15 protein-coding genes and 1 other RNA gene are annotated in these 22354 nt (G+C 35.5%); 6 read left to right on the top strand and 10 right to left on the bottom strand.

Annotation, left to right across the window (positions count from 1 at the left end):
• Nucleotides 1–4 precede the first annotated feature (4 nt).
• On the bottom strand, nucleotides 5–2215 hold the full coding sequence (locus LUA86_RS05315; RefSeq protein ID WP_231459560.1) for an ATP-binding protein: 2211 nt from the start codon (nucleotides 2213–2215) through the stop codon (nucleotides 5–7).
• 137 nt (nucleotides 2216–2352) lie between these two features.
• Here LUA86_RS05315 and LUA86_RS05310 point away from each other — a divergent pair, with 137 nt between their 5' ends.
• A complete protein-coding gene (locus LUA86_RS05310; protein WP_231459558.1) occupies nucleotides 2353–2730 on the top strand; it encodes a response regulator transcription factor in 378 nt (125 codons plus the stop codon).
• A gap of 36 nt (nucleotides 2731–2766) precedes the next feature.
• On the opposite strand, the gene LUA86_RS05305 is transcribed toward LUA86_RS05310, so the two are convergent.
• A complete protein-coding gene (locus LUA86_RS05305) occupies nucleotides 2767–2919 on the bottom strand; it encodes a hypothetical protein (RefSeq protein ID WP_231459557.1) in 153 nt (50 codons plus the stop codon).
• A 39-nt stretch (nucleotides 2920–2958) separates the two neighbouring features.
• Nucleotides 2959–3303, bottom strand: a complete 345-nt coding sequence (locus LUA86_RS05300) for an STAS/SEC14 domain-containing protein (protein ID WP_231459556.1) — start codon at nucleotides 3301–3303, stop codon at nucleotides 2959–2961.
• A gap of 141 nt (nucleotides 3304–3444) precedes the next feature.
• Between LUA86_RS05300 and LUA86_RS05295 the strand changes: the two genes are divergently transcribed.
• Nucleotides 3445–4563: an alpha/beta hydrolase gene (locus LUA86_RS05295; protein WP_231459555.1), complete on the top strand. Its 1119-nt coding sequence runs from the start codon at nucleotides 3445–3447 to the stop codon at nucleotides 4561–4563.
• 59 nt (nucleotides 4564–4622) lie between these two features.
• Here the strand turns inward: LUA86_RS05295 and LUA86_RS05290 are convergent, their stop codons facing one another.
• Nucleotides 4623–5393 carry a Ku protein gene (locus tag LUA86_RS05290; RefSeq protein WP_231459554.1) on the bottom strand — a complete coding sequence of 257 codons (771 nt, stop codon included), beginning with the start codon at nucleotides 5391–5393 and terminating at the stop codon, nucleotides 4623–4625.
• 125 nt (nucleotides 5394–5518) lie between these two features.
• Between LUA86_RS05290 and LUA86_RS05285 the strand changes: the two genes are divergently transcribed.
• Nucleotides 5519–7789 carry a glycosyltransferase gene (locus tag LUA86_RS05285; RefSeq protein WP_231459553.1) on the top strand — a complete coding sequence of 757 codons (2271 nt, stop codon included), beginning with the start codon at nucleotides 5519–5521 and terminating at the stop codon, nucleotides 7787–7789.
• A gap of 193 nt (nucleotides 7790–7982) precedes the next feature.
• Here the strand turns inward: LUA86_RS05285 and LUA86_RS05280 are convergent, their stop codons facing one another.
• On the bottom strand, nucleotides 7983–9458 hold the full coding sequence (locus LUA86_RS05280; RefSeq protein ID WP_231459551.1) for a glycoside hydrolase family 130 protein: 1476 nt from the start codon (nucleotides 9456–9458) through the stop codon (nucleotides 7983–7985).
• Nucleotides 9459–9637: 179 nt separating this feature from the next.
• Here LUA86_RS05280 and LUA86_RS05275 point away from each other — a divergent pair, with 179 nt between their 5' ends.
• A complete protein-coding gene (locus tag LUA86_RS05275) occupies nucleotides 9638–10780 on the top strand; it encodes a HAMP domain-containing sensor histidine kinase (protein ID WP_231459550.1) in 1143 nt (380 codons plus the stop codon).
• Here the strand turns inward: LUA86_RS05275 and LUA86_RS05270 are convergent, their stop codons facing one another.
• From LUA86_RS05270 to gltB, 3 genes are all read right to left on the bottom strand, one after another.
• Nucleotides 10781–11827: a metallophosphoesterase gene (locus tag LUA86_RS05270; protein WP_231459549.1), complete on the bottom strand. Its 1047-nt coding sequence runs from the start codon at nucleotides 11825–11827 to the stop codon at nucleotides 10781–10783.
• Nucleotides 11828–12057: 230 nt separating this feature from the next.
• Nucleotides 12058–13524: a glutamate synthase subunit beta gene (locus LUA86_RS05265; RefSeq protein ID WP_231459547.1), complete on the bottom strand. Its 1467-nt coding sequence runs from the start codon at nucleotides 13522–13524 to the stop codon at nucleotides 12058–12060.
• A gap of 2 nt (nucleotides 13525–13526) precedes the next feature.
• A complete protein-coding gene (gltB, locus tag LUA86_RS05260) occupies nucleotides 13527–18026 on the bottom strand; it encodes a glutamate synthase large subunit (protein WP_231459546.1) in 4500 nt (1499 codons plus the stop codon).
• A 759-nt stretch (nucleotides 18027–18785) separates the two neighbouring features.
• Between gltB and ffs the strand changes: the two genes are divergently transcribed.
• Nucleotides 18786–18885, top strand: an RNA gene (gene ffs, locus LUA86_RS05255) — signal recognition particle sRNA small type.
• Nucleotides 18886–18998: 113 nt separating this feature from the next.
• Nucleotides 18999–19658: a fructose-6-phosphate aldolase gene (gene fsa, locus LUA86_RS05250; RefSeq protein WP_231459545.1), complete on the top strand. Its 660-nt coding sequence runs from the start codon at nucleotides 18999–19001 to the stop codon at nucleotides 19656–19658.
• A 76-nt stretch (nucleotides 19659–19734) separates the two neighbouring features.
• Here the strand turns inward: fsa and LUA86_RS05245 are convergent, their stop codons facing one another.
• Both LUA86_RS05245 and LUA86_RS05240 read right to left on the bottom strand, forming a co-directional pair.
• Nucleotides 19735–21636, bottom strand: a complete 1902-nt coding sequence (locus LUA86_RS05245) for a S9 family peptidase (RefSeq protein WP_231459544.1) — start codon at nucleotides 21634–21636, stop codon at nucleotides 19735–19737.
• A gap of 72 nt (nucleotides 21637–21708) precedes the next feature.
• Entirely contained in the window at nucleotides 21709–22203 is a 495-nt protein-coding gene (locus LUA86_RS05240; RefSeq protein WP_231459543.1) for an HAD-IIIA family hydrolase, read from the bottom strand.
• Nucleotides 22204–22354: the final 151 nt, after the last annotated feature.

The raw sequence follows: 22354 nt of genomic DNA, 5'->3' as shown, positions 1-22354 counted from the left end.
CTTATTATTTTTTAAAAGCTACGTAAAATGTAGAACCTTCATTTAGTTTACTATCAAACCAAACTCTGCCATTATGTTTTTCTACAACTCTTTTTACAATAGCCAAGCCTACTCCAGTTCCATCTATCTCTTTAACGTTGTCCATGCGCTTAAAAAGCTCAAAAACCCTATCGTAATAACGATTATCAATTCCTATACCATTATCGGTAATTGTATAAATTATCTCATCTCCATCTATATATGAAGATACCTCGATTTTTGGTTTTGTTGCTTTAGATGAATATTTAACCGCATTACTAATCAGATTTGTAAATGCTTGCGCAATGAATGTTTTATCTCCCTTTAAATCTGTTAATTGCCCTAAAATTAGTTCGGCATTGTCTGCTTTAAAAGCATTCCACACTTCATGGGTAATTTCTTTAATTAAAGATTCCATATCAACCACTTCAAAATCAATTTCAGAGCGGCCAACCCTCGCTAAATTTAGTATCTCTTTGATTAAGAAATTCATTTTGTTGGCACCTGTTAATATCCTTTCCAGCATCTTTCTGCCGCCTTCATCAATACTTTTATTTTTAAGCAATAATTCGGTATAGGTTTTTACAGAGGTAAGAGGTGTTCTTAAATCGTGAGAAATTGTATAGCCAAAGGTATCCAACTCATCATAAGCTGCCTGTAGCTTTTCATTTAACAATCTGATTTCGTTAGCCTTTTTATTTACATCGGTAATAATAACCTCGCGAATGCGAAGAACAGATGCAATTTCTTCTGCAAGCCATTTTTCGGAAGTGTTATTAACAACCTGAGACCATTTCTCAAAAGATTTTCTTGGAGATAAACCTTCTAAGCCATCAGGCAATATTTCTGTTGGTTTTTCTGGGTTACCCGCCCATTGAACTGTGGTAATTTGTTCTGGTTTAAACCAGATTATCATTTCGTTTAAATCTTTACTTAAGTTACACGCCAAAATACCCGAACCTAAATTTTTGTATTTTTTAGCAGGATGAAAAATTTCAGGTAATCGATGTGTATAATAAATGGATTCTTCATTAATGCTCTTCAACCACTCTGCTAATTCCCATATATCTTCATCAGCAGGAACATTGCCTAAGGTTTTTAATTTATTTTCAAAAATTATGGCTACACCTGTTCCTAGCGTGATATCGAAAAGTGATTTTTTATGACCCGCTAATGCATCTATTAAATATTTATCTCTTGATAAATGCTCTGTTAATATGGTAGCAGTATCTTTAAATTTTTCAATAATTTCAGAGTCTTCCTCGCCCTGGCGATATTCTAAAGCCGAAGAAAGGATTTCACCGATTAATTTAGAGCCTTCTCTTGCTTTATAATCGATAAATTTAGCACTGTAATTATGACATGCGATTAAGCCCCAAAGTTCTCCTTTACAAATAAGTGATATGCTAAAGCTAGAATGCACACCCATATTTTTTAAGTATTGAATATGAATTGGCGAAACGGCTCTTAAAACACCATTGGTTAAATCTAGTGGTTTGTCTTCTTCAAAAGTAATAATTTTAGCATCCTCTGTGTTTACATCAGCAATTAAACGGGTTAAATTAAGTTTATATAATTCTCTTGCTTGTTTAGGAATATCTGATGCCGGGTAGTGCAAACCAAAAAAAGGCTCTAATTTTGATTCCAGCTCTTCGGCAACCACCTCACCATGTCCTTCTTCCTGAAATTTGTAAACCATTACTCTATCGTAATCGATGAGCTTTTTAACCTCAATAGCGGCGCCTTTTAAAAGTGCAGCAACTGTTTTCCCTTGCAGCATAGCTGATGCAGAACGGCCAATAGCACTTTGAAGATCGTATTGTAATGTTACCGGTTCAAACTCCAATAACCAATTATCTACCGATTCAGAAATTATTAGGTAGTAAGGCTTAACGCCTATAGCAGTTGGATGTGGACTTATAGCATGAAAACTCTTTCTTATCACTCCAAGCCTCAATAAATCTTCAATATCAAATTGAATCTCATTTTGGGTGAAAAAACTATTTAAAATGCTTACAGATTTGTTCAGAAAGTTTTTAGCAGATTCACCCAAAAAAGTTTCAGCATTTTCACTAATATATGATATAGTATGATTAGCTTTTTTTACCGCAACAAGAAAGCCATGTGATTGCACTTTGCCGGGAATGTGAATTGGCTCTTTGTCACAATTGGTTAAATCTACTGAGAAATTATTCATAAAAATATTTGTATACAAAAGTATCAGATTTATCGGCTTTACAAACTCCTGTACTTTAAATAGATTTAAAATTTTTCATTTCAGTTTTGCGGTTTATTTTTTATTATATATTTGTTCAAAATTAAAAGTTCATCCCGTTGGCAAAAAAACACATTTTGGTTGTAGAAGACAACCATGCAATTTTAGATGTAATTACCCTAATACTTGAAAGCGAAGCTTTTGATGTTGAAGGTTTAAATAAAGGTGCCGACTTTATTAAACATGTTCATGATTTTTTACCTGATGTTATCATTATGGACATAATGCTTCCGGATATTGATGGCAGGGTTTTATTGAAAGAATTAAAACAAAATCCAGAAACCAAACATATTCCTGTTTTAATGATTTCGGCAAGATATAACTCGACAAACTATATGCTTGATGATATTGCTGCAGATGATTTTATGGCAAAGCCTTTTAATATTGATGAGCTGATGGATAAAATTTATGCACTTTTAAAAAAATCTAAAGCTTAGGCAATAATCGATTTCAGCTATTTTATATATCTACAATTATTTTTTCTTAGATTTTTCTTTAGATGTTTTCTCTACACTAACCTTTTCTGCATCCTTTGCCGAGGTTACTTTATCGCCTGCTCCTTTTGCTTTTGATTCTTTTGGTGCAGTTGCTTTGCTTTTTTCTGCTGATGTTTTCGAATTTTTCATAATTAATTTTCCTTTACACAATTAAACTTTTAGCCATTCTTATGCGGCTTCAACTTCATCTGGCTTAAATCCTTTTGAACTTCCTGGTGTTGCAATTGTAAAAACATTTGTAAACCACTCCACTCCTTTTTCGTGACTAAGCACTGCAATTTTTTTCCACTTTGTGAAATTTTCTAACCCGGGTTTAGCATCCTGAATCCAAGCTCCAGCAGTGAAGTTTTTCACATCGGTCTCTAAAATCAGTAAATACCTTATTTCGCCAAATTTTTCCACTGTTCTTGCCAACCCGGGTAATAAAACAGTTTTTATATCCTCGCTTGTTACTTCACCTGTGGCTCTAACGCCGAAAATATTATCCTGTAAACCCGTTATTTCTGCTAGCATTCTTCAATTTTATAATATTAGAACATTATGTATTGAAAGAAGTTTGGATTTTAAACAAATTCTAAAAGGTTGTGAATCTTATAAAACAGTTATCTGATAGATGATGTTATAAATCAAAATTTAAACGAAGAAATTAAATCTATGAAAATCAATTTATTAAAGATTCCAACTGCCATTGTAGCACTGGCGATTACGATATCTGCATGTAATAGCGACTCAAATAAATCGAACACAACCGATTCCTTAACAACAGATTCAAATGCTGTTTCATCTTTAAAACCTGCTGGTCCGCCGCCAGAATGGGGAAAAACCATTAAACCTGAAATGCAGGCGGTTATTGAGAAACTGGTAAGCTATGGCGATAAGCCGCTAGAAACATTGAGCGCTGTTGATGCCCGTAAAAATCATACACCAACAGATGCTGTTATGGACTTAGTTTCGGCGAATAAAATAGAAATTCCTGCACCAATGGTAGACACGGTTGGAAAAGATATTGATGCAAATGGCGCCAAAATTCATTTAAGAATTTACACACCGAAAGAGGCAAAAGGACCATATCCGGTTATAGTTTACTATCACGGGGGTGGTTTTGTAATTGCAAACCTTGATGTGTATAATGCATCAGCACAGGCATTGGCAGAACAGGTTAATGCAGTTGTGGTTTCTGTAGCTTACAGACTGGCACCCGAAAATAAATTTCCTGCGGCACACCAGGATGCTTTTGCTGCTTATGAATGGGTTGTTAAAAATGCGGCCAGTTTAAAAGGCGATCCGGCTAAAATTGCTGTTGTGGGCGAAAGTGCAGGTGGTAATCTGGCTGCAAACGTTTCTATAATGGCACGCGATAAAAAAATAATGATTCCGGTTCATCAGGTTTTGGTTTACCCAATTGCACAGGCGAACATGGAAACCGAATCGTATAAAATGTATGCTGATGCAAAGCCGTTAAATAAGGCAATGATGACTTGGTTTACGGAAAAATATCTAAATAATATGGATGAGGCTCAGAATCCTCAAATCTCATTAGTAAATGCGAAATTGCAAGGTTTGCCGCCAACAACAATTATTACGGCAGAAATAGATCCTTTACATGATGATGGTACAATGCTTGCCAATAAATTATCAGCCGCAGGCGTAAAAGTAAACAGTAGAAATTATGAAGGCGTAACCCACGAATTTTTTGGAATGGCGCTGGTTGTTCCGGAAGCAAAACAAGCTCAGGCTTACGCTGCCGAACAATTAAAAACTGCTTTTAAATAAAAAAAATGGGTTTAGCAAAATAGAATGCTAAACCCATTTTTAAATTCAGAGTACTCAAATTAAGCCCCTTTTTTCGAGCCTAAACTCTGCATAAGTTGTTCATATAGATCATCGCTACTTGCTTTCTGCGGTTTCATCTTCTTAACGGTTGCACGCTTTCCTTTGGCTTTAGCTTTAATGATCTTTAGCAGTTCATTGTGATATTCATCCTTAAATGAGCTTAAATCGAACTTGCTCGAATATTGCTTAATCAATGCTAAACCCACATCCATTTCTTTTTTAGTGATGGTAATATCTGTAACCTTGGTTACTTCTGCTAAACTTCGGATTTCTTCCTCAAAGCGAATTTTGGTGATCACAATAACGCCATCCATTGGATGAATAACACACAGATTTTCATTGTTACGTAATACGAACCTTGCAACGCCTGCTTTTCCCGACTTTTCTAACGCTTTAAGCAGTAAAGCATAAGCTTTTCTGCCTTGCTTTTCTGGCTCGGTATAATACGAGGTTTCATAATAAATAGGATTGATTTCTTTTATATCTACAAAATTTTCAAGCTCGATGATTTTTGTTTTTTCCGGAGCGGCTTCCTCAAAGTCATGCTTATCCAAAATAATATATCTGTCTTTTAGAAAATGCCCTTTTACAATTTTTTCAAAAGGTACTTCTTTATGGGTATTTTCATTAACCCTTAAATATTTAATTTTAGCCTGATCGCGTTCATCAAGCATATCTAAATCCAGATTGCTGCTTTGTACACCAGAATACAACTTTACCGGAATATTTACAAGTCCAAATCCAATTGATCCTTTCCAAATTGATCTCATATTTTTTGTTTTATTAAGAAACATGCTAATAAATCATATTGTTTTCGATTAGAAATGTCATATTTCTTTACAGGCAAACTATTTATGGCATATCATGTTATTTAAGTATCTATTCCTTTGAAATTATGAAAATTGCTTATATATCAACTTACCCACCTCGCGAATGCGGTCTAGCCACTTTTAATCAAAACCTTGTTAATGCTTTGGCGCTTAATACTGCCTACGAAGCCGACAAAAGTTTTATTGTTGCAATGAACGAATCTGATGATTTAAATGAACATCAGTATCCGCAAGAAGTTAGGTTTGTAATTCGTCAGCAAAACCAACACGACTATTTAGAAGCTGCCAATTTCATCAACAACAGTGAGGTTGATGCCTGTATAATTGAACATGAATTTGGAATTTTTGGAGGAGAAAGCGGTGTATTCTTATTATCCTTAATAAATAATTTAAAAAAGCCATTTATTACGGTATTGCATACGGTGTTAAAAGAACCGAATTTTATGCAACAAACCATAATTAAAGAAATTGCAGCTAAAGCAGCTAAAATTGTGGTAATGAGCAAAAAAGCAGTTTTATTTTTAACAAGCATTTACCAAATTCCTTCTACTCACATACAGCTTATCGAGCATGGCGTACCTGATTTGGAGCCATCAGTGGATAATGAGTTGCTACAAACTGATTTATTTAAAGGTAGAAAGGTGTTATTTACGTTTGGTTTAATCAGCAGAAATAAAGGGTTAGAAACCGTTGTAAAAGCTTTACCATCTATTGTAAAAAAACGCCCTGAAGTATTATATGTAATTTTAGGTAATACCCATCCGGGTGTTGTAAAACATAACGGTGAAGAATATCGCGATAGCTTAAAATATTTAGCGAAGAAACTTGGCGTAGAGAATAATATCGCCTTTGTAAATAAGTTTGTATCAGAGTCTGAATTACATCAATATTTAACAGCTTGCTATTTATACATTACCCCTTACTTAAATGAGGCACAAATAACAAGTGGAACATTATCTTATGCCGTTGGTGCAGGTGCCGCAGTTATCTCCACACCATACTGGCATGCACAAGAGTTGCTTGCGGATGATAGAGGAAAGATTTTTGATTTTAAAAACGATGAACAATTGGCAACAATTGTAAATGATTTATTAGAAAATGAGCAAAATCATATAAAACTTAAAGAGAATGCATACCGTTACGGTTTAAAATTGAGATGGCCTGAAATTGGAAATACTTATATCAATACTTTAAATGAAGCGATTAGCTCAGTATCAAAACCTAAGAGAGAAATACCGCCGATAATTGATGTTGAACGTATGCCTGCCTTAAATTTGAGCCATATCGAATTGCTAACAGACGATACAGGCATAATTCAACACGCAAAATTTGGAATACCGAATTTAAAAGAAGGTTATTGCATTGATGATAACGCCAGGGCTTTGATATTGGTACTATTAGCTTACGAACAAGATAAAAATAAAAAAGCATTGAAGCTGATGCCTGTGTATTTGAGTTTTATTCAATACATGCAATTGGAAGACGGTAATTTTAGAAATTTCCTAAGTTTCAACAGGAATTATTTAGATGAAGTTGGCTCTGAAGATTCTTTTGGAAGAACGGTTTGGTCGTTAGGTTATTTAATTTGTGCAGCACCAAATAATTCATACCGGGAATTTGGACGTGAGCTTTTCTCAAATTCTGTTCGGCACTTTAAAGATTTAAAATATATCCGTTCTATAGCAAATACAATTATTGGGGTAAGCTATTATCTAAAGGCACACGATGGTGATGAACTTTTAATTGAGGAAATAAATCGTTTATCAGCTGTTCTGGTTGATGCTTACCGTAAAAATAAAGAAGACAAATGGCATTGGTTTGAAGATATTTTAACCTACGATAATGCGATTTTGCCATTGGCCTTATTAAGTCATTACGAGGTAACCGGAAATTTAGAATCTTTAGAGATTGCGATGGAATCAATAGAATTTCTAAATAGTTTTTCTTTTGAAAACGGATACTTAAATCCGGTTGGAAATGCTGGTTGGATGAAGAAACATGGCAAAAACCCGGTTTACGATCAGCAGGCATTAGAAACGATGGCGATGGTTTTACTCTATCACAAAGCCTTTGAAATTACACGTGATAATAAATATTTGAATTTGATGCACATCAGCTATGAGTGGTTTTTAGGTAGAAACAGCCTACATATTCCTTTGTATGATTTTGAAACACATGGTTGTGCAGATGGTCTGCAATTTAATAGTGTAAACAGAAACCAGGGCGCTGAAAGTACTTTAGCTTATTTCATATCTCACTTAACGGTGCTAAAGGCCGCAGAGATTGAATTTCAAACCCTTTCCTCTCCTTTAGTTGATGCAGAGAAAGTTTGTTAATGAATATATTTTGAATGCAAAAAGCCGGATTTTAAAAAAATCCGGCTTTTTGTTTTAAGAAGTTTTTTATGCTCATAAGTACGGTTAAGACTTTTTGCACAATGTTATTCTGAACTTTGCAATGAACAGGAAAGTATCGGAGAACTAATACTTACACAAATTTTAAGAAAAAAAACTATTTATTACCCTATGATTATTCTTCTGCATTATTCTCCAACAATTTGTTCAAAAGCAATTCTAAATTAACCGTTGCAAAGGTTGAGCTGTAATCTGATAATCCGTAAGGAATAATCAATTCGCCATTGCTGATAATTGAACCGCAAGAATACACTACATTAGGTACATAACCTTCGCGTTCATCTCCGTTAGGAATAATTAATGGTTCTTTTAAATGGCCAATTTCTTTTGTCGGATCTTCTAAATCAAGCAATCTAACACCAATGCAATATCTACGCATTGGCCCTACACCATGTGTCATTAAAAGCCACCCTTTATCTGTTTCTATGGGCGAACCACAGTTACCTACCTGCACCAAATCCCAATCGTAACGTGGCTGTTTTAATAAAATTGGATTTTCCCATACGTTAATCTTGTCTGAAAACATCAGATAATTATTCCATCCGTCTATCCTACTCATCATCACATATTTGCCTTTAATTTTCCTAGGAAATAAGGCTAAATTTTTGTTCTGTGCACCATCGCCATACAAAGGAATTACCTTAAACTCGTAAAAATCTTCGGTTTGAACCAGTTTTGGTATAATTAAAGAACCATCAAAAGCTGTATAAGTAGCATAATAAACCACTTTTCCATCATCTTTAATAAATTTTACAAATCTGGCATCTTCAATTCCTTTTCTTTCAAATTCAGAAATCGGGAAAATTACCCTGTCAGATAAATCGGTATCTTTCGAAAAGCTGATGGTATGGTAAGTATCAGAGAGCCAAAGCACTTTATCGTACTCTATAAGTCTGTTCTGATTATCCTGATGTAAAATTTTTGAATCTTTGATGATGTTACTCAAACTGGTGTACTCAAATTTATCGTCGAGCTTGCTTTCCATTTCTTCCAAAACCGAAGGGTCGATTTGTGCATAAGCAGCCTTTTTCAAGAACATTTTTTTAACGTAAATTGCATTGCGAATTACTTCAGCTTCATCAACATAATTACCTACCGGTAAAACAGATATGTTATTTTTCGCATCAATTAAAGCACGTCTGAAAACAATAGAAGATATATGTCCTTCACCTACAGCCCTGAAGCTGATTATAACACGTTTTTCACCTTCTACTAAATCAGTTTGGTCAGGATCATCTATAATACTTGGATTAAAAAAAGCTGCCGATTCGATTGAATATTCATGTGTAAAGTAAGCTCCGATTAATAACTTGGTGTAAGGATGTAAATCTTCTAAATCTACGTTTAAGGCGGTAAGCTGTTTTTTAAGCTTTTTACAATGCCTGTTTAGTATTTTAGTAATATTTCTGTGCCTTTTAGAATACTCTTGCAATATTGGCGACACTAAAGAAAAAACTTTCTCATCAGAAAACTGCAGCACTTTTTTAATGACTTCCAAAGCTCGTTCTTCTCCGTTAAAAAAGAAACGGGCAATTACTCTTTTTGTATCAGGGTTAACTTTAACCGGTTTTCGTTCTATGTGTAATCTCATTTTTATGTGTTTATTAGCGATAAATTAAGACAAAATCTTCATCTATTTCTACAATATTTAGTAACTAATTTTTAGCTATAATTGTTTCATTTGTTTTGCTGATAATGTGGTTCTAATAATAAATAATCACAATGTGATAATAATATTTAACTTTAAAATTTTTAAAATATTCTATTTATATGTCTGAAACTGAAATTTCTGAAACTAACGTACTGAATAAAGAAAATAATCGCTTGAAAAAGTTAGCTCGTTACGAGATTTTAGATACGAAACCAGAATTAGCTTTTAATACAATAGCAAATTTAGCTGCCAATATTTTTGAAAGTGAAAATGCAGCCATTTCTTTTGTTGATGAAGAAAACGTTTTTTACAAAGCCTCAGCTTCACAAAAATTTGATAATGTAGATGAACTTTGTAGAAAAGTAATTCAGAACACTGATGTAACAATAGTTAAGGATAATATTTTAGTTCCATTTTTTATTGCTGCGCCATTAATTACGCCTGAAGGCTTTATAGTGGGTACAATACATGTAACTAGCCACCAGAAAATTGAGCCTACTCAAAAACAAATTGAGATGCTTAAAATGCTTGCCGGTTTGGTTATCGATAAATTAGAAAACAGATTTGCCATGCGTACGACAATGCGCACACAGGATAACCGAGTGAATATGCTTGTGCATGATTTAAAAAATCCAATGACTACCATTTCCCTTCAATCTGAGTTGATTGGCAGAATGCCTGGCTTGGATGAGCGTAGCAAAATGATTGCGGGAAAAATAAACGCACAATCGAAGAACATTGTAGAAAGCTTAAACCATATTGTAAGTACGGCAAGAAGCGAAAATGCAGCGGTAAAACTTCAAAAAGGAAAGGTTGATTTTAAAAGTTTACTGAATAAAATTTCAAATGATTTTGGAGAAAGACTGAATAAAAGAATTTTACTATTAAAAATAGATGCACCTGAAGTTATAGAAGTTTATGGCGATGAAGAAAAATTATATTTGGCTATTGAAGCCCTGATTAAAAACGCCATCAAGTTTTCGAACTCGGGAGCAGAAATTCATTTAATTTGTTCACTTTCAGAAAATATTCTTAATATTTCAATTATAGATAAAGGCGTTGGTATTGAAGAAGGCGATTTAGAAAAGCTTTTTATAAAATTTGCGAATTTTAATAATTCCCCAAAACAACTTCAAAGTTCAGAAGGATTAGGTTTACTACTTGCCCGAACAATTTTTGAATTACATAAAGGAAAACTTTGGGCAGAAAGTGCAGGAAAAGATAAAGGCACAACCTTCCATGTCGAAATACCTTTAAGGTAATTAAGTTAGGTTTACAAGCACATTTAATTTCATTTCTTCTAAAACAATCCGTTCAGAATCTGTTCGGTTTTTGTACGACCATTTTATTAATCTAACTAAACCATTTTCGATTTCAATTCCGGTAATATCCCCATCGTTAAAACAACAGCAACCTGTACTAAAATAAGCAGATTTGTATTTTTTAAGCGCCGGCATTTCTTCGCCTTTACCAATGAGTTTGTTAAGTTCACCTTTTAATAAGGCTGTTTCTGCCTCATTTTTTTGCTGCTCAGCAAATTGAATTTTGTAGTAAAGCCTTTCCAGATGTGTTAACGAAGCAAAAACCGGTTGATGGGTATGACCAGTAATTAAAGCTACATTATTTTCCTTTTCTACCCAATTGTACATCAACGCGTTATGAACTGTTTTAAGCTGATTATCATAAGCTGGCGTATTTGGATTAATTTTTAAATAGGATTGAAAAGGCGCCCATATTGTGCTAACAAACCATTTGCTAAACCAGTTTCCATCACTCTGCAAATCTCCCTGGTGGCCGTGGGTTAAGAAAATATCTAAATTTTTATCTTCTATATTAAATCGTAAAATTGCGCCTTCATAAATCCGAATGCTTTGGCCATAAATACGGTTCAGATTGAAGGATGATAATGGATCATTATCCCAATACAAATCATGGTTGCCAAATATTTTCGTGAAAGCATTTCTTTCTATAAACTTTCTTTCCAAATCAAATGTTTTCTGGTTGTGCTTAATAACAGATTCCATTAAATTTTCCCAAAGTTCTTCACTATCTCCCAAATTCAAATAATGGAAACCTTCCTGATTATAGAATTCTAAAGCCTTAAGGTAATTTTTCTCAGCAAGGGCAAAATCATCTGCAAAATCTCTTGCTCCTTTATGCTGATCAGAAAAGATAATATATTTCTGATTACCATCAGCGTTAAATATCAGTCCTCTTTTGCCATCACCACTATTTATTTTTTGATAAAGCTTAGTCAATGCTTCATTTATTCTGGTTGCATTTGGTCTGGAACCAAACTTATTCGACATGCGAATTACCCAATTACTCAATAAACGTTGCAACAACTTGCGCATAAATCTTTATTAAATTAGCTTTATCTCTTTAAACCTTCACTGCTGCACTCACCTTGTCATCCTGAGCTTGTCGGAAGACCTTTTAAAAGTAAGAAATAAAACAATTCAACAAGATAAATCTTTCAATAACCAAAAAAGACTGCAATAAATGCAGCCTTTCAGATTTTGAATTATTTAATTTTAAATTATGCGTAAGCAATGGCATCTTTTGATGGTAGTTTGGTTTTACCCATTAAGTATTCATCTACTTTACGTGCGGCCTCTCTTCCCTCAGAGATTGCCCATACTACTAACGATTGTCCACGGCGAACATCACCAGCGGCAAATATTTTACCAATATTGGTTTGATAGTTATGCTCAGAAGCTTTAACATTTCCTCTGTTATCCAATTCTACACCTAATTTTTCAATTAAACCTTCTTTTTGCGGATGTAAAAAACCCATTGCAAGTAAAACCAATTCGCAAGGCAAATCTCTCTCACTGCCAGCAACTTCTTTAAAGGTTACGGGTCTGCCGTTCGCATCAATTTCCCACTCAACATCTACAACTTTTAGCGCCTTTAGATTTCCGTTTTCATCGGCTATAAAGTTTTTAGTATTTACCGACCAGGCTCTTTGGGCACCTTCCTCATGCGAAGAAGTATTTTTCAATAACATTGCATAATTAGGCCATGGCATATTTTCGGTTCTTGCCTGTGGTGGCATAGGCATAATTTCAAATTGGGTTACCGATTTTGCACCGTGGCGATTTGATGTTCCGATACAATCAGAACCTGTATCACCACCACCAATAACAATTACGTTTTTGCCTGTTGCCATAATATCTTCAGATAAAACTTCTCTGCTGGCTACGCGTTTGTTTTGTTGTTTTAAGAAATCCATTGCGTAATGTACACCTTTTGCTTCCCTTCCCGGGATAGGTAAATCTCTTGGAATAGTAGAACCACCGGCTAAGACAATTGCATTAAAATCTCTTAACAAAGTGCTGATTTCTATATTCTCACCAACATTTGCATTGCATTTAAAAATGATGCCTTCGTCTTTCATCAAATCCACACGGCGATCTACCACGTTTTTTTGAAGCTTAAAATCAGGAATGCCATAACGCAATAAACCGCCTGGTGCATCATCGCGTTCAAAAACTGTAACCTCATGTCCGGCTTTGTTTAGTTGCGCTGCGGCAGCCATTCCGGCCGGGCCTGAACCAATAACTGCAACTTTTTTACCTGTACGGATTAATGGTGCCTTTGCCTTGATGTAGCCTTTTTCGAATGCAATTTCAATAATGTGTTTTTCAATTTCCTCAATAGAAACCGGCGGACGATTTATTCCTAATACACAGGCCGATTCGCATGGTGCCGGACAAATTCTTCCGGTAAACTCCGGGAAATTGTTTGTACTTAATAAAATATCTGCTGCTTGCTCCCACTTGCCTTGATAAACGGCATCATTAAATTCTGGTATCACGTTACCCAAAGGGCAACCCGACTGACAGAATGGAACGCCGCAATCCATACAACGGGCAGCTTGTCTGTTTAATTCTGATGATGGCAATTCATTTAAAAATTCACCATAATGTTTAACACGAGTTGAAGCCTCTTCTCTAGTGGGCGCAACTCTATCGTATTCTTGAAATCCTGTTACTTTTCCCATGACTAGTGTGTTTTTACCTGTTGATTACGTTTTGCTAATACTGCTTTATATTCTTTAGGGAATACTTTAACAAAATGACTCGATTGTGTTTTCCAATCACTTAAAATAAATTCCGCAACCTTACTATCTGTCAGTCTGATATGCGTTTTTAATAAAGCTAATATTCGCTCTTCATCTTCAGCTTGTAATGGGTCAAGATCAACCATTTCTTTATTACACTTTCTTGAGAAAGTTTTGTTTGCATCGTATATCCAGGCTACACCGCCGCTCATACCTGCAGCGAAGTTGCTTCCGGTATCACCAAGAATTAAAACTTCTCCGCCCGTCATGTATTCACAACCATGGTCGCCTACACCTTCTACAACCGCAGTTGCACCAGAATTACGAACAGCAAAACGTTCGCCTGCTTTTCCTCTTGCAAATAACTCACCTGAGGTTGCTCCGTAAAGCGCAACATTTCCTATAATTATATTTTGCTCTGGTATAAATGTTGAATTCGCAAAAGGATAAATGGCTAAGCGAGCGCCTGATAATCCTTTCCCAACGTAATCGTTTGCTTCGCCTTCTAATGATAGAGTAACCCCACGCGTATTGAAAGCACCAAAACTTTGACCTGCAGAACCAACAAATTTAAAATTGATGGTATCTGGAGGCAGGCCTGCGCTTAAATGTACTTTGGATATTTCGTTAGATAACATTGTACCCAAAGAACGGTCGGTGTTTTTGACATTGAAGCTTGCAAAAACAGGCTCATTATTTTGTATTGCAGGTTGAGCTGCGGCAATTAATTGATGATCTAAAACATGTTCTAAACCATGATCTTGCTGTTCAGTGTTGTATAAAGGAAGTTCGTTATCTTCAGCTTTAAAAAGAATTGCAGATAAATCTAAGTGTTTTAACTTCCAATCTTCTTCCGGCAATTCACGCACTTTTAAAATATCAGCCTGGCCAACCATTTCATGTATCGTTCTAAAACCTAGCTCAGCCATTATCTCACGTAGTTCTTCAGCAAGGAAATGGAATAGATTAACCACATGGTCTGCATCGCCGCTAAATAACTTTCTTAATTCAGGATCTTGCGTTGCCACACCAACCGGGCAAGTATTTAAATGACACTTACGCATCATTATACAACCCGCGGTTACTAAGGCAGCCGTTGCTACACCCCATTCTTCGGCACCTAATAAAGCCGCAATGGCAATATCTCTACCTGTTTTTAACTGACCATCAGTTTGTAAAACGATTCTGTTACGTAATCTATTTTTAACTAAAGTTTGATGTGCTTCTGCTAAGCCTAATTCCCATGGTAAACCTGCATGCTGGATAGATGTTAAAGGTGATGCACCAGTTCCACCATCAAAGCCTGAAACCAAAATTACATCAGCATGTGCTTTAGCAACTCCGGCGGCAATTGTACCAACACCAGCTTTAGAAACTAATTTAACATTGATTCTAGCTGCTCGGTTTGCATTTTTCAAATCGTATATCAGCTGTGCTAAATCCTCAATAGAATAAATATCGTGGTGTGGTGGAGGCGAAATTAAACCTACACCTGGCGTTGAGTGACGAACTTTTGCAATCCAATCATCAACTTTATCGCCAGGTAATTGTCCACCTTCTCCTGGTTTTGCCCCCTGAGCCATTTTAATCTGTAACTCATCAGCATTTGTTAAATAATAACTGGTTACGCCAAAACGTGCTGAAGCAACTTGTTTAATTGCCGAACGCATACTATCGCCATTTGGCAATTTTGTATAACGCATTTCATCCTCACCGCCTTCACCAGTATTACTTTTTCCGCCAATACGATTCATCGCGATAGCTAAAGTAGAATGTGCTTCGTGAGAGATTGAACCGAAAGACATCGCCCCTGTTGCAAATCTTTTCAAAATTGATTCTGTAGATTCAACTTCATTTAATGGAACCGGAGTTCTGGTATAATTAAATTCAAACAATCCACGAATGGTATAAGCCTGCTGCGTTTGCTCATTTACTAATTTCGAATATTGCTTAAATACATTGTAGTCATTTCTACGGGTTGCATTTTGCAATAGATGGATGGTTTGCGGGTTAAACAAATGCGCTTCACCTTTTCTGCGGAATTTATAAGTTCCACCGGCTGGTAATAAGTTTTCTGTTTGTGTTGCCGGACCAAAACTACGGTGATGTTTAATTAGAGTTTCTTTTGCAATTTCATCCAAACCTAAACCACCAACGCGAGAAACAGCTCCTGTAAAATACGTATTTACAACCTGTTTATTTAAGCCCAGAATTTCAAAAATCTGTGCGCCTTGATACGACTGTAAGGTCGAAATACCCATCTTTGAGAAGATTTTAAGCAATCCTGCATTCACAGCGTAAATATAATTTTTAGTTAGTTTTTCTGCGGATAAACCAGACTCTGCCTGAAAACCATTTATCGTTTCTAAAGCCAGGTAAGGATTGATTGCCGTAACACCAAAACCTAGTAAAGTTGCAAAGTGATGAACTTCCCAGATATCGCCAGCTTCGATTACAATACCAACCGCACCACGATAACCTTTACGGATTAAATGATGGTGAACTGCAGAAACCGCCAACAAAGAAGGCATTGCAGCATGTTCCGAATCGATTGCCCTATCTGTTAATACGATAACCTGAAAACCATCTTCAACAGCATCAACCGCGTAACGGCAAAGTCTATCCAAAGCCTTCGCCATAGCACCAGGTTTTCCATCAGCTCTAAAATAGGTTTGTAATGTTTTAGCCTGAAAAACACCTGTATCGATACTTCTTAATTTCTCTAATTCCTGATTGGTTAATATTGGATGTTTTATAGCTACGCAATGCGATTGCAAAGGGTTTTCTTCCAAAAGATTACCATTGCTACCCATAAAACTAGCCAAACTCATCACCACTTTTTCCCTAATCGGATCGATTGGCGGGTTGGTTACCTGCGCAAATAGTTGTTTAAAATAATTTGATAAATGTTGCGGACGTTTTGATAAAATCGCTAAGGGTGTATCAGTTCCCATCGAACCAATTGGCTCTTTGGCATCAATAGCCATTGGTTTTAAAAGCAAATCGATATCTTCTCTGCTGTAACCAAAAACCTGCTGATATTTAAAAATAGATTCTTCCGAAAGCCCGGTAAACATTACACGCGGCTCAGGCAATTCCTCTAAGCGAATTTGATATTGGTTAATCCAATCTGCATAAGGACTTTTACTGCAAACCTGCGTTTTAATTTCTTCATCGCTGATGATTCTGCCCTGCTCCATATCCACAACGAACATTTTGCCGGGCGTTAATCTACCTTTTTCTATAATTGTACTTTGGTCGATAGCCAATGCGCCGGCCTCTGACCCCATGATAACACGATCATCAGACGTAATGGCATAACGAGAAGGACGTAAACCGTTTCTATCTAAGGTTGCACCGATCAATTTACCATCTGTAAAGGCAATTGCTGCTGGTCCATCCCAAGGCTCCATTAAAGTTGCATGGAATTCATAGAAAGCCTTTTTCATTGGGTCCATATCTTCATTACCATCCCAGGCTTCTGGTACTAACATCATTAAAACATGTGGCAAGGTTCTGCCTGCATGCAATAATAACTCAATAACGTTATCTAAACAACCCGAATCCGAATTCGTTTCGTCGATAACGGGTAATAACATATCCAGTTCTTCTGGCGTAAAATATGCCGAAGCAAAAGATTTAACACCAGCCCTAAACCAGTTTAAGTTCCCTTGTAAGGTATTAATCTCTCCATTGTGAGCAATAAAACGGAAAGGTTGAGCTAATCTCCAAGATGGGAAAGTATTGGTTGCAAAACGTGAGTGTACCAAGCCTAAAGCCGAAACCACACGTTTATCAGTTAAATCTTTAAAATAGGTACGAACTTGCAAAGAAGTAAGCTGGCCTTTATAAATAATGGTTTGTGCAGAAAGGGAAACAATGTAAAAATCTTTACCACCGTGAACTGTATTTACAATAAGTTTAATCAGGTAGTTTTTAAAGATGTATAGCTTGCGTTCGAAATCGGCACCAGGATTTACCGCGTATGGTCTGGCGATAAAAACCTGCTCAATTTCAGGCTCAACAGATAATGCCATACTGCCAATATCGGTGGTATCTACATCAACCTTTCTAAAACCTAAAATTTCGAGTCCGAGTTTTTCAGCAGCACGGTAAATAAGTTCTCTGCATTCTTCTCTCGAACGAATATCCTTCGGCATAAATAACATGCCAACACCATAATTATTGGTTTCTGGTAAGCTAAAGCCAGCTTTTAAACATTCATCATAAAAAAATTCGTGAGGAATCTGAATCATGATTCCGGCGCCATCGCCTGTGTTTGGTTCTGCTCCACTTGCCCCTCTATGATCTAGATTTTCTAAAATAGTAAGCGCATCGGAGATGATTTGATGCGATTTTCGCCCTTTCACATGCGCAACAAACCCGATACCGCAGGCATCGTGTTCGAATTGTGCATTATACAATCCACTGTTTGGTTCCATTCTTTGCTCGTTAGTTGTTAGTGTATAGGAAACACTAAGTTAAAAAAAATGAATTGCAAATTATAGAGTTGATACGATTTTTAGAATAATTTTAGTTCTTATACAATAAATTGAAGTTAAAATACAATATCAACAACAATAAAACACTTTAATTGTAATATTTATAAATGAATAATATTGGCTTTTTAACTAACTTTTAAGGTGTAATGTTTAGTAAATCGATTAAATAAATATTTTATATATAAATTATGTATTTATAAATGAATACATATAATGTTTAATTAAACTTTGGATTATATATTTTAATGACATCACAAACATTCATTTGCAATGACAGAGATATTTTCGATTAAGCCTAAAAATAATTTACAAGATTTATCTTCGCTGAACACTTCTTATTTCTCTGCGAAGGTAGAAATGACGAAACTAAATATCATTAACTGATGGAAAAACAAAGAAATTGTCTTCTTGAGCTTGCCGAATGACCTTATTTTTTTGCTATTTCAACCGTTACAAGATCTTCGACAAGCTCTGACTGACAACCGTTTTCTTATAGTTAATAATATTTGTAAGCCCCTCTTTCCTTTATCCATAATAACAATTGAATTGCCATGATATATATAATGGTTCCTTAGTATGTACATAAGTTTTACTACCTATTAAAACTTTATTAAATTACTAATCAGCGTTATAGCTTAAATGACTAAAAAATTAAATAAATGGGTTTTGCAAAACCACATCTTTTTCTACCTTTGTGCCGGGCAAGTCTTTTACGACCAGCTCCCTTTGAACTCCCCCAGGATGGGAACATAGCAAGGGTAGAAGGTTGTAGCGGTGCGATAGAAGTTGCTTGCCCATTTTTTTCTTTTCCCTTAATCCCTCCGATATAAAATCGGAGTAAACTCTGAAGGGGGAATTAAATTCTTCAGGGTTTAAATCTTATAAAACTCAAATATTTAAGAATTTATAAACATGAAATTTTTTATCGACACAGCAAATCTTGATCAGATTAAAGAAGCTCAGGATTTAGGTATTTTAGATGGCGTAACCACCAACCCTAGCTTAATGGCTAAAGAAGGTATCACAGGCGACCAAAACGTAATCAATCATTATAAAGCAATTTGCGATATCGTTGATGATAATGTAAGTGCAGAAGTAATTTCAACCACTTATGATGAAATCGTTAAGGAAGGTGAAGCACTAGCAGCGCTTAACCCGAAAATTGTTGTTAAAGTACCAATGATTAAAGACGGCGTTAAAGCAATTAAATATTTTTCTTCAAAAGGTATTAAAACTAATTGTACTTTAATTTTCTCTGCCGGACAAGCTTTATTAGCGGCTAAGGCTGGCGCAACTTATGTTTCTCCATTTTTAGGCCGTTTAGATGATATTTCTAGCGATGGCTTGGTTCTAATCGAAGACATTAGAACAATTTTTGATAATTACGGATACGAAACTCAAATTTTAGCGGCATCAATCCGCGGACCATTACACATTGTAAATTGTGCAAAATTAGGTGCAGATGTTATTACTGCGCCTTTAGCAGCAATTGTTGGCTTGCTAAAACATCCATTAACCGATAGCGGCTTAGCTACTTTCTTAGCAGACCACGCAAAAGCAGCTGGAAAATAAGTTTTGAGTCGAGCGTCTTAAAATAATAAAAGTCCTGAAATTGAACGTTCAGGACTTTTTCTTGTTATAACCATACTTATTTTTTCGGATACAAATATTTCTGCAAGAATGCCAAAGTTTTATTATCTGTAGCTATCAGGTTTTCTTTTTTAACAAAACCATGTCCTTCATCCGGGAATAAAACATATTCTACAGGAATACCATTTTTCTCTACACCTGCTACAATTTCATCGCTTTCTGCCTTTAAAACACGAACATCGTTAACACCTTGAAAAACAATTAATGGTTTTTTAATTTTTTGATAATTAAATACAGGTGAAATTGTTTTCAAACGAACACTGTCTGCCGTGTTCGGATCACCTAATTCATCGTATAAAGCTTTTTTAAAAGCCTCCCAATATGGCGGAATACTTTTTAAAGTACGCAACCAGTTAGCAACGCCAAATAAATCTACACCAACTTTAAACTCATTGGGATGAATAGTTAGCGCATTAAGAACGATATTTCCACCATAGCTTCCACCCATTATTCCAATCGAAGCAGTGTCGATATAATTTTGTTCCGCAAGCCATTTTTTACCCCAGATAAAATCTTTCAAATCTCCATTACCATGATCTTTATTATCCAATTTATAGAAAGCTTTGCCATAACCACTGCTACCGCGATTGTTAACAAGTAAAACAGCATAACCATGATTAACCAAAAACTGAATCGAATTGCTAAAACCTACCCTACTTTGTCCACCCGGACCACCATGGGCATAAACCAAAGCCGGAACTTTATGATTTTCTTCAGCATTTAATGGCTTGTAATAAATTGCCGGAATTTCTTTGCCATCGAAGGATTTAAAACGTACAACCTCTGCCTTAACCAAATCTTGCTCATCAATATTTTTATTTAGTGTTTTTGTAAGCTGTTTTAATGATTTTGATTCGGTATTGTATAGGTATAAATTTGAAGGACTTGTACTGCTGCCAACGGTGAGCAAAATATTTTTTTCACTGTCAGAATAAATTAAATCCAATACATCACCATCCTCAATTTTAGGAAAGTCGATTGTTTTATTGGAGGCATGGTCAAAAAGCAAAACCTTGTTTTTACCATCTTCATTGATGAATACAGTATGATATTTGCCGTTTTTACTTAGATAAAACCCGTCAACATCCCAATCTGTGGAGTATAACTTTGTTCTTTTATTATTAGCCAAATCATACTTCACCACATAAGTATAATCGCTAGAATCGTTAGTTAAATAGTAAAAAGATGCATCATCTTTTTCAAATCCTTGCGCTCTCCATGTTGATTCGGAATTGTTACTTATTGACGTTTTCTTCTTTGTTGCTAAATCCAATAGGTAAAGCTCATTCTTGTCTGTAGTGATGGTTTTAGTTAAGGCAATATATTTTTCGTTATTGCTGATGGAGCCAGGTTCATCACCTGTTTCATTTTGATAAATCATTGTTGGTTTCCAATCGGCTATGCTAATTTTCCATAAATCAAAGAATTTCTTATCGCGTTTATTGCTTAATATATAGATGTTGGTTTTATCACTATTCCAGCCGAAAAAAGAGTTACTGCTTCCTGCCCATGGCGTTATATCTTTAACTATAGAATCCGTTTTAGACGCTACAAAAATGTGACTATTTTCATCGCCGCCCTTATCAGAAGAATAAAAAAAATGCTTGCCATCAGGCAGATAATCAATCGCAAAATTAGATTCCTTTGTGGATTTTGTAAGTACCTTCGCAGATGTATCCGTCAGGTTTATTTCCTGTACATTAAAAATCCCTGAAGCGTTATTGCTTACTAAAATGCTCGAATCGTTTACACTGATTCCGGCACCTTCTATGGCAATATTATTGCGAAGTTGTTCGCTTGAATATTCTTTTGGAGTTCTGACTGATTTTTCTGGATTGTTACAAGAAATTACACCAATTGCCAAAAACAAGGTGTATAGAATTGTTTTTTGTTGATACATAAGAGGTTTAATTAGGGTAAAACAATCCTCTAACTTACTCAAAATGAACCAATAAAACAAAAATCTGAAAAACTAACTGTTTAGAACAGCTTTTATCTTTTCATAATTTATTTGCTCATCCGGCTCGATTAAAATCCCTTTTACTCCTGCCCCATTAGCCGCTTCAACATCGCGGGGTTTATCACCAATCATTACAGATAAAGCCGGATCGATATCGTACATATCTATTGCATCTAAAATCATTCCTGATTTAGGTTTACGACATTTACATTCGCCACCAACAGTTGGGTGGTGCGGACAATAATAAAAGCCAGCAATATCAGCACCTTTAGCTACAAAAGCATTTCTAAGCATTTGATGCATAATTGCCAATTCCTGCTCCGAATAACGTTTTAAAGCAATGCCGCCCTGGTTAGTAATCACAATCAGCAAATAACCTTCATCGTAAAATCTCTTTAAAACGGGAATTTGATAATCCAGAATTTTGAAATCCTCCACTCGGCAGATGTAATCGTATATTTCGTGATTTAGAACACCATCACGGTCTAAAAAAATGGCTTTATTCATTCGGAATTGATTTATTGTAATTTGCTGGCAAAATAAGCGAAAATAACTCGGATAAGAAAGATCTGCTTAATGTCTTCCCAGATGAGATTGCTTCAAACGATGAAAAATCGGCTTCGCAATGACGGTAAGTTATATGTCATGCCAGCAAACT

This window comes from Pedobacter sp. Leaf132 (assembly GCF_920984695.1).
In the GTDB taxonomy this organism is placed as follows: domain Bacteria; phylum Bacteroidota; class Bacteroidia; order Sphingobacteriales; family Sphingobacteriaceae; genus Pedobacter.
The sequence above is the reverse complement of the archived record's forward strand: the minus strand, read 5'-3'. Positions and strand labels throughout refer to the sequence as shown.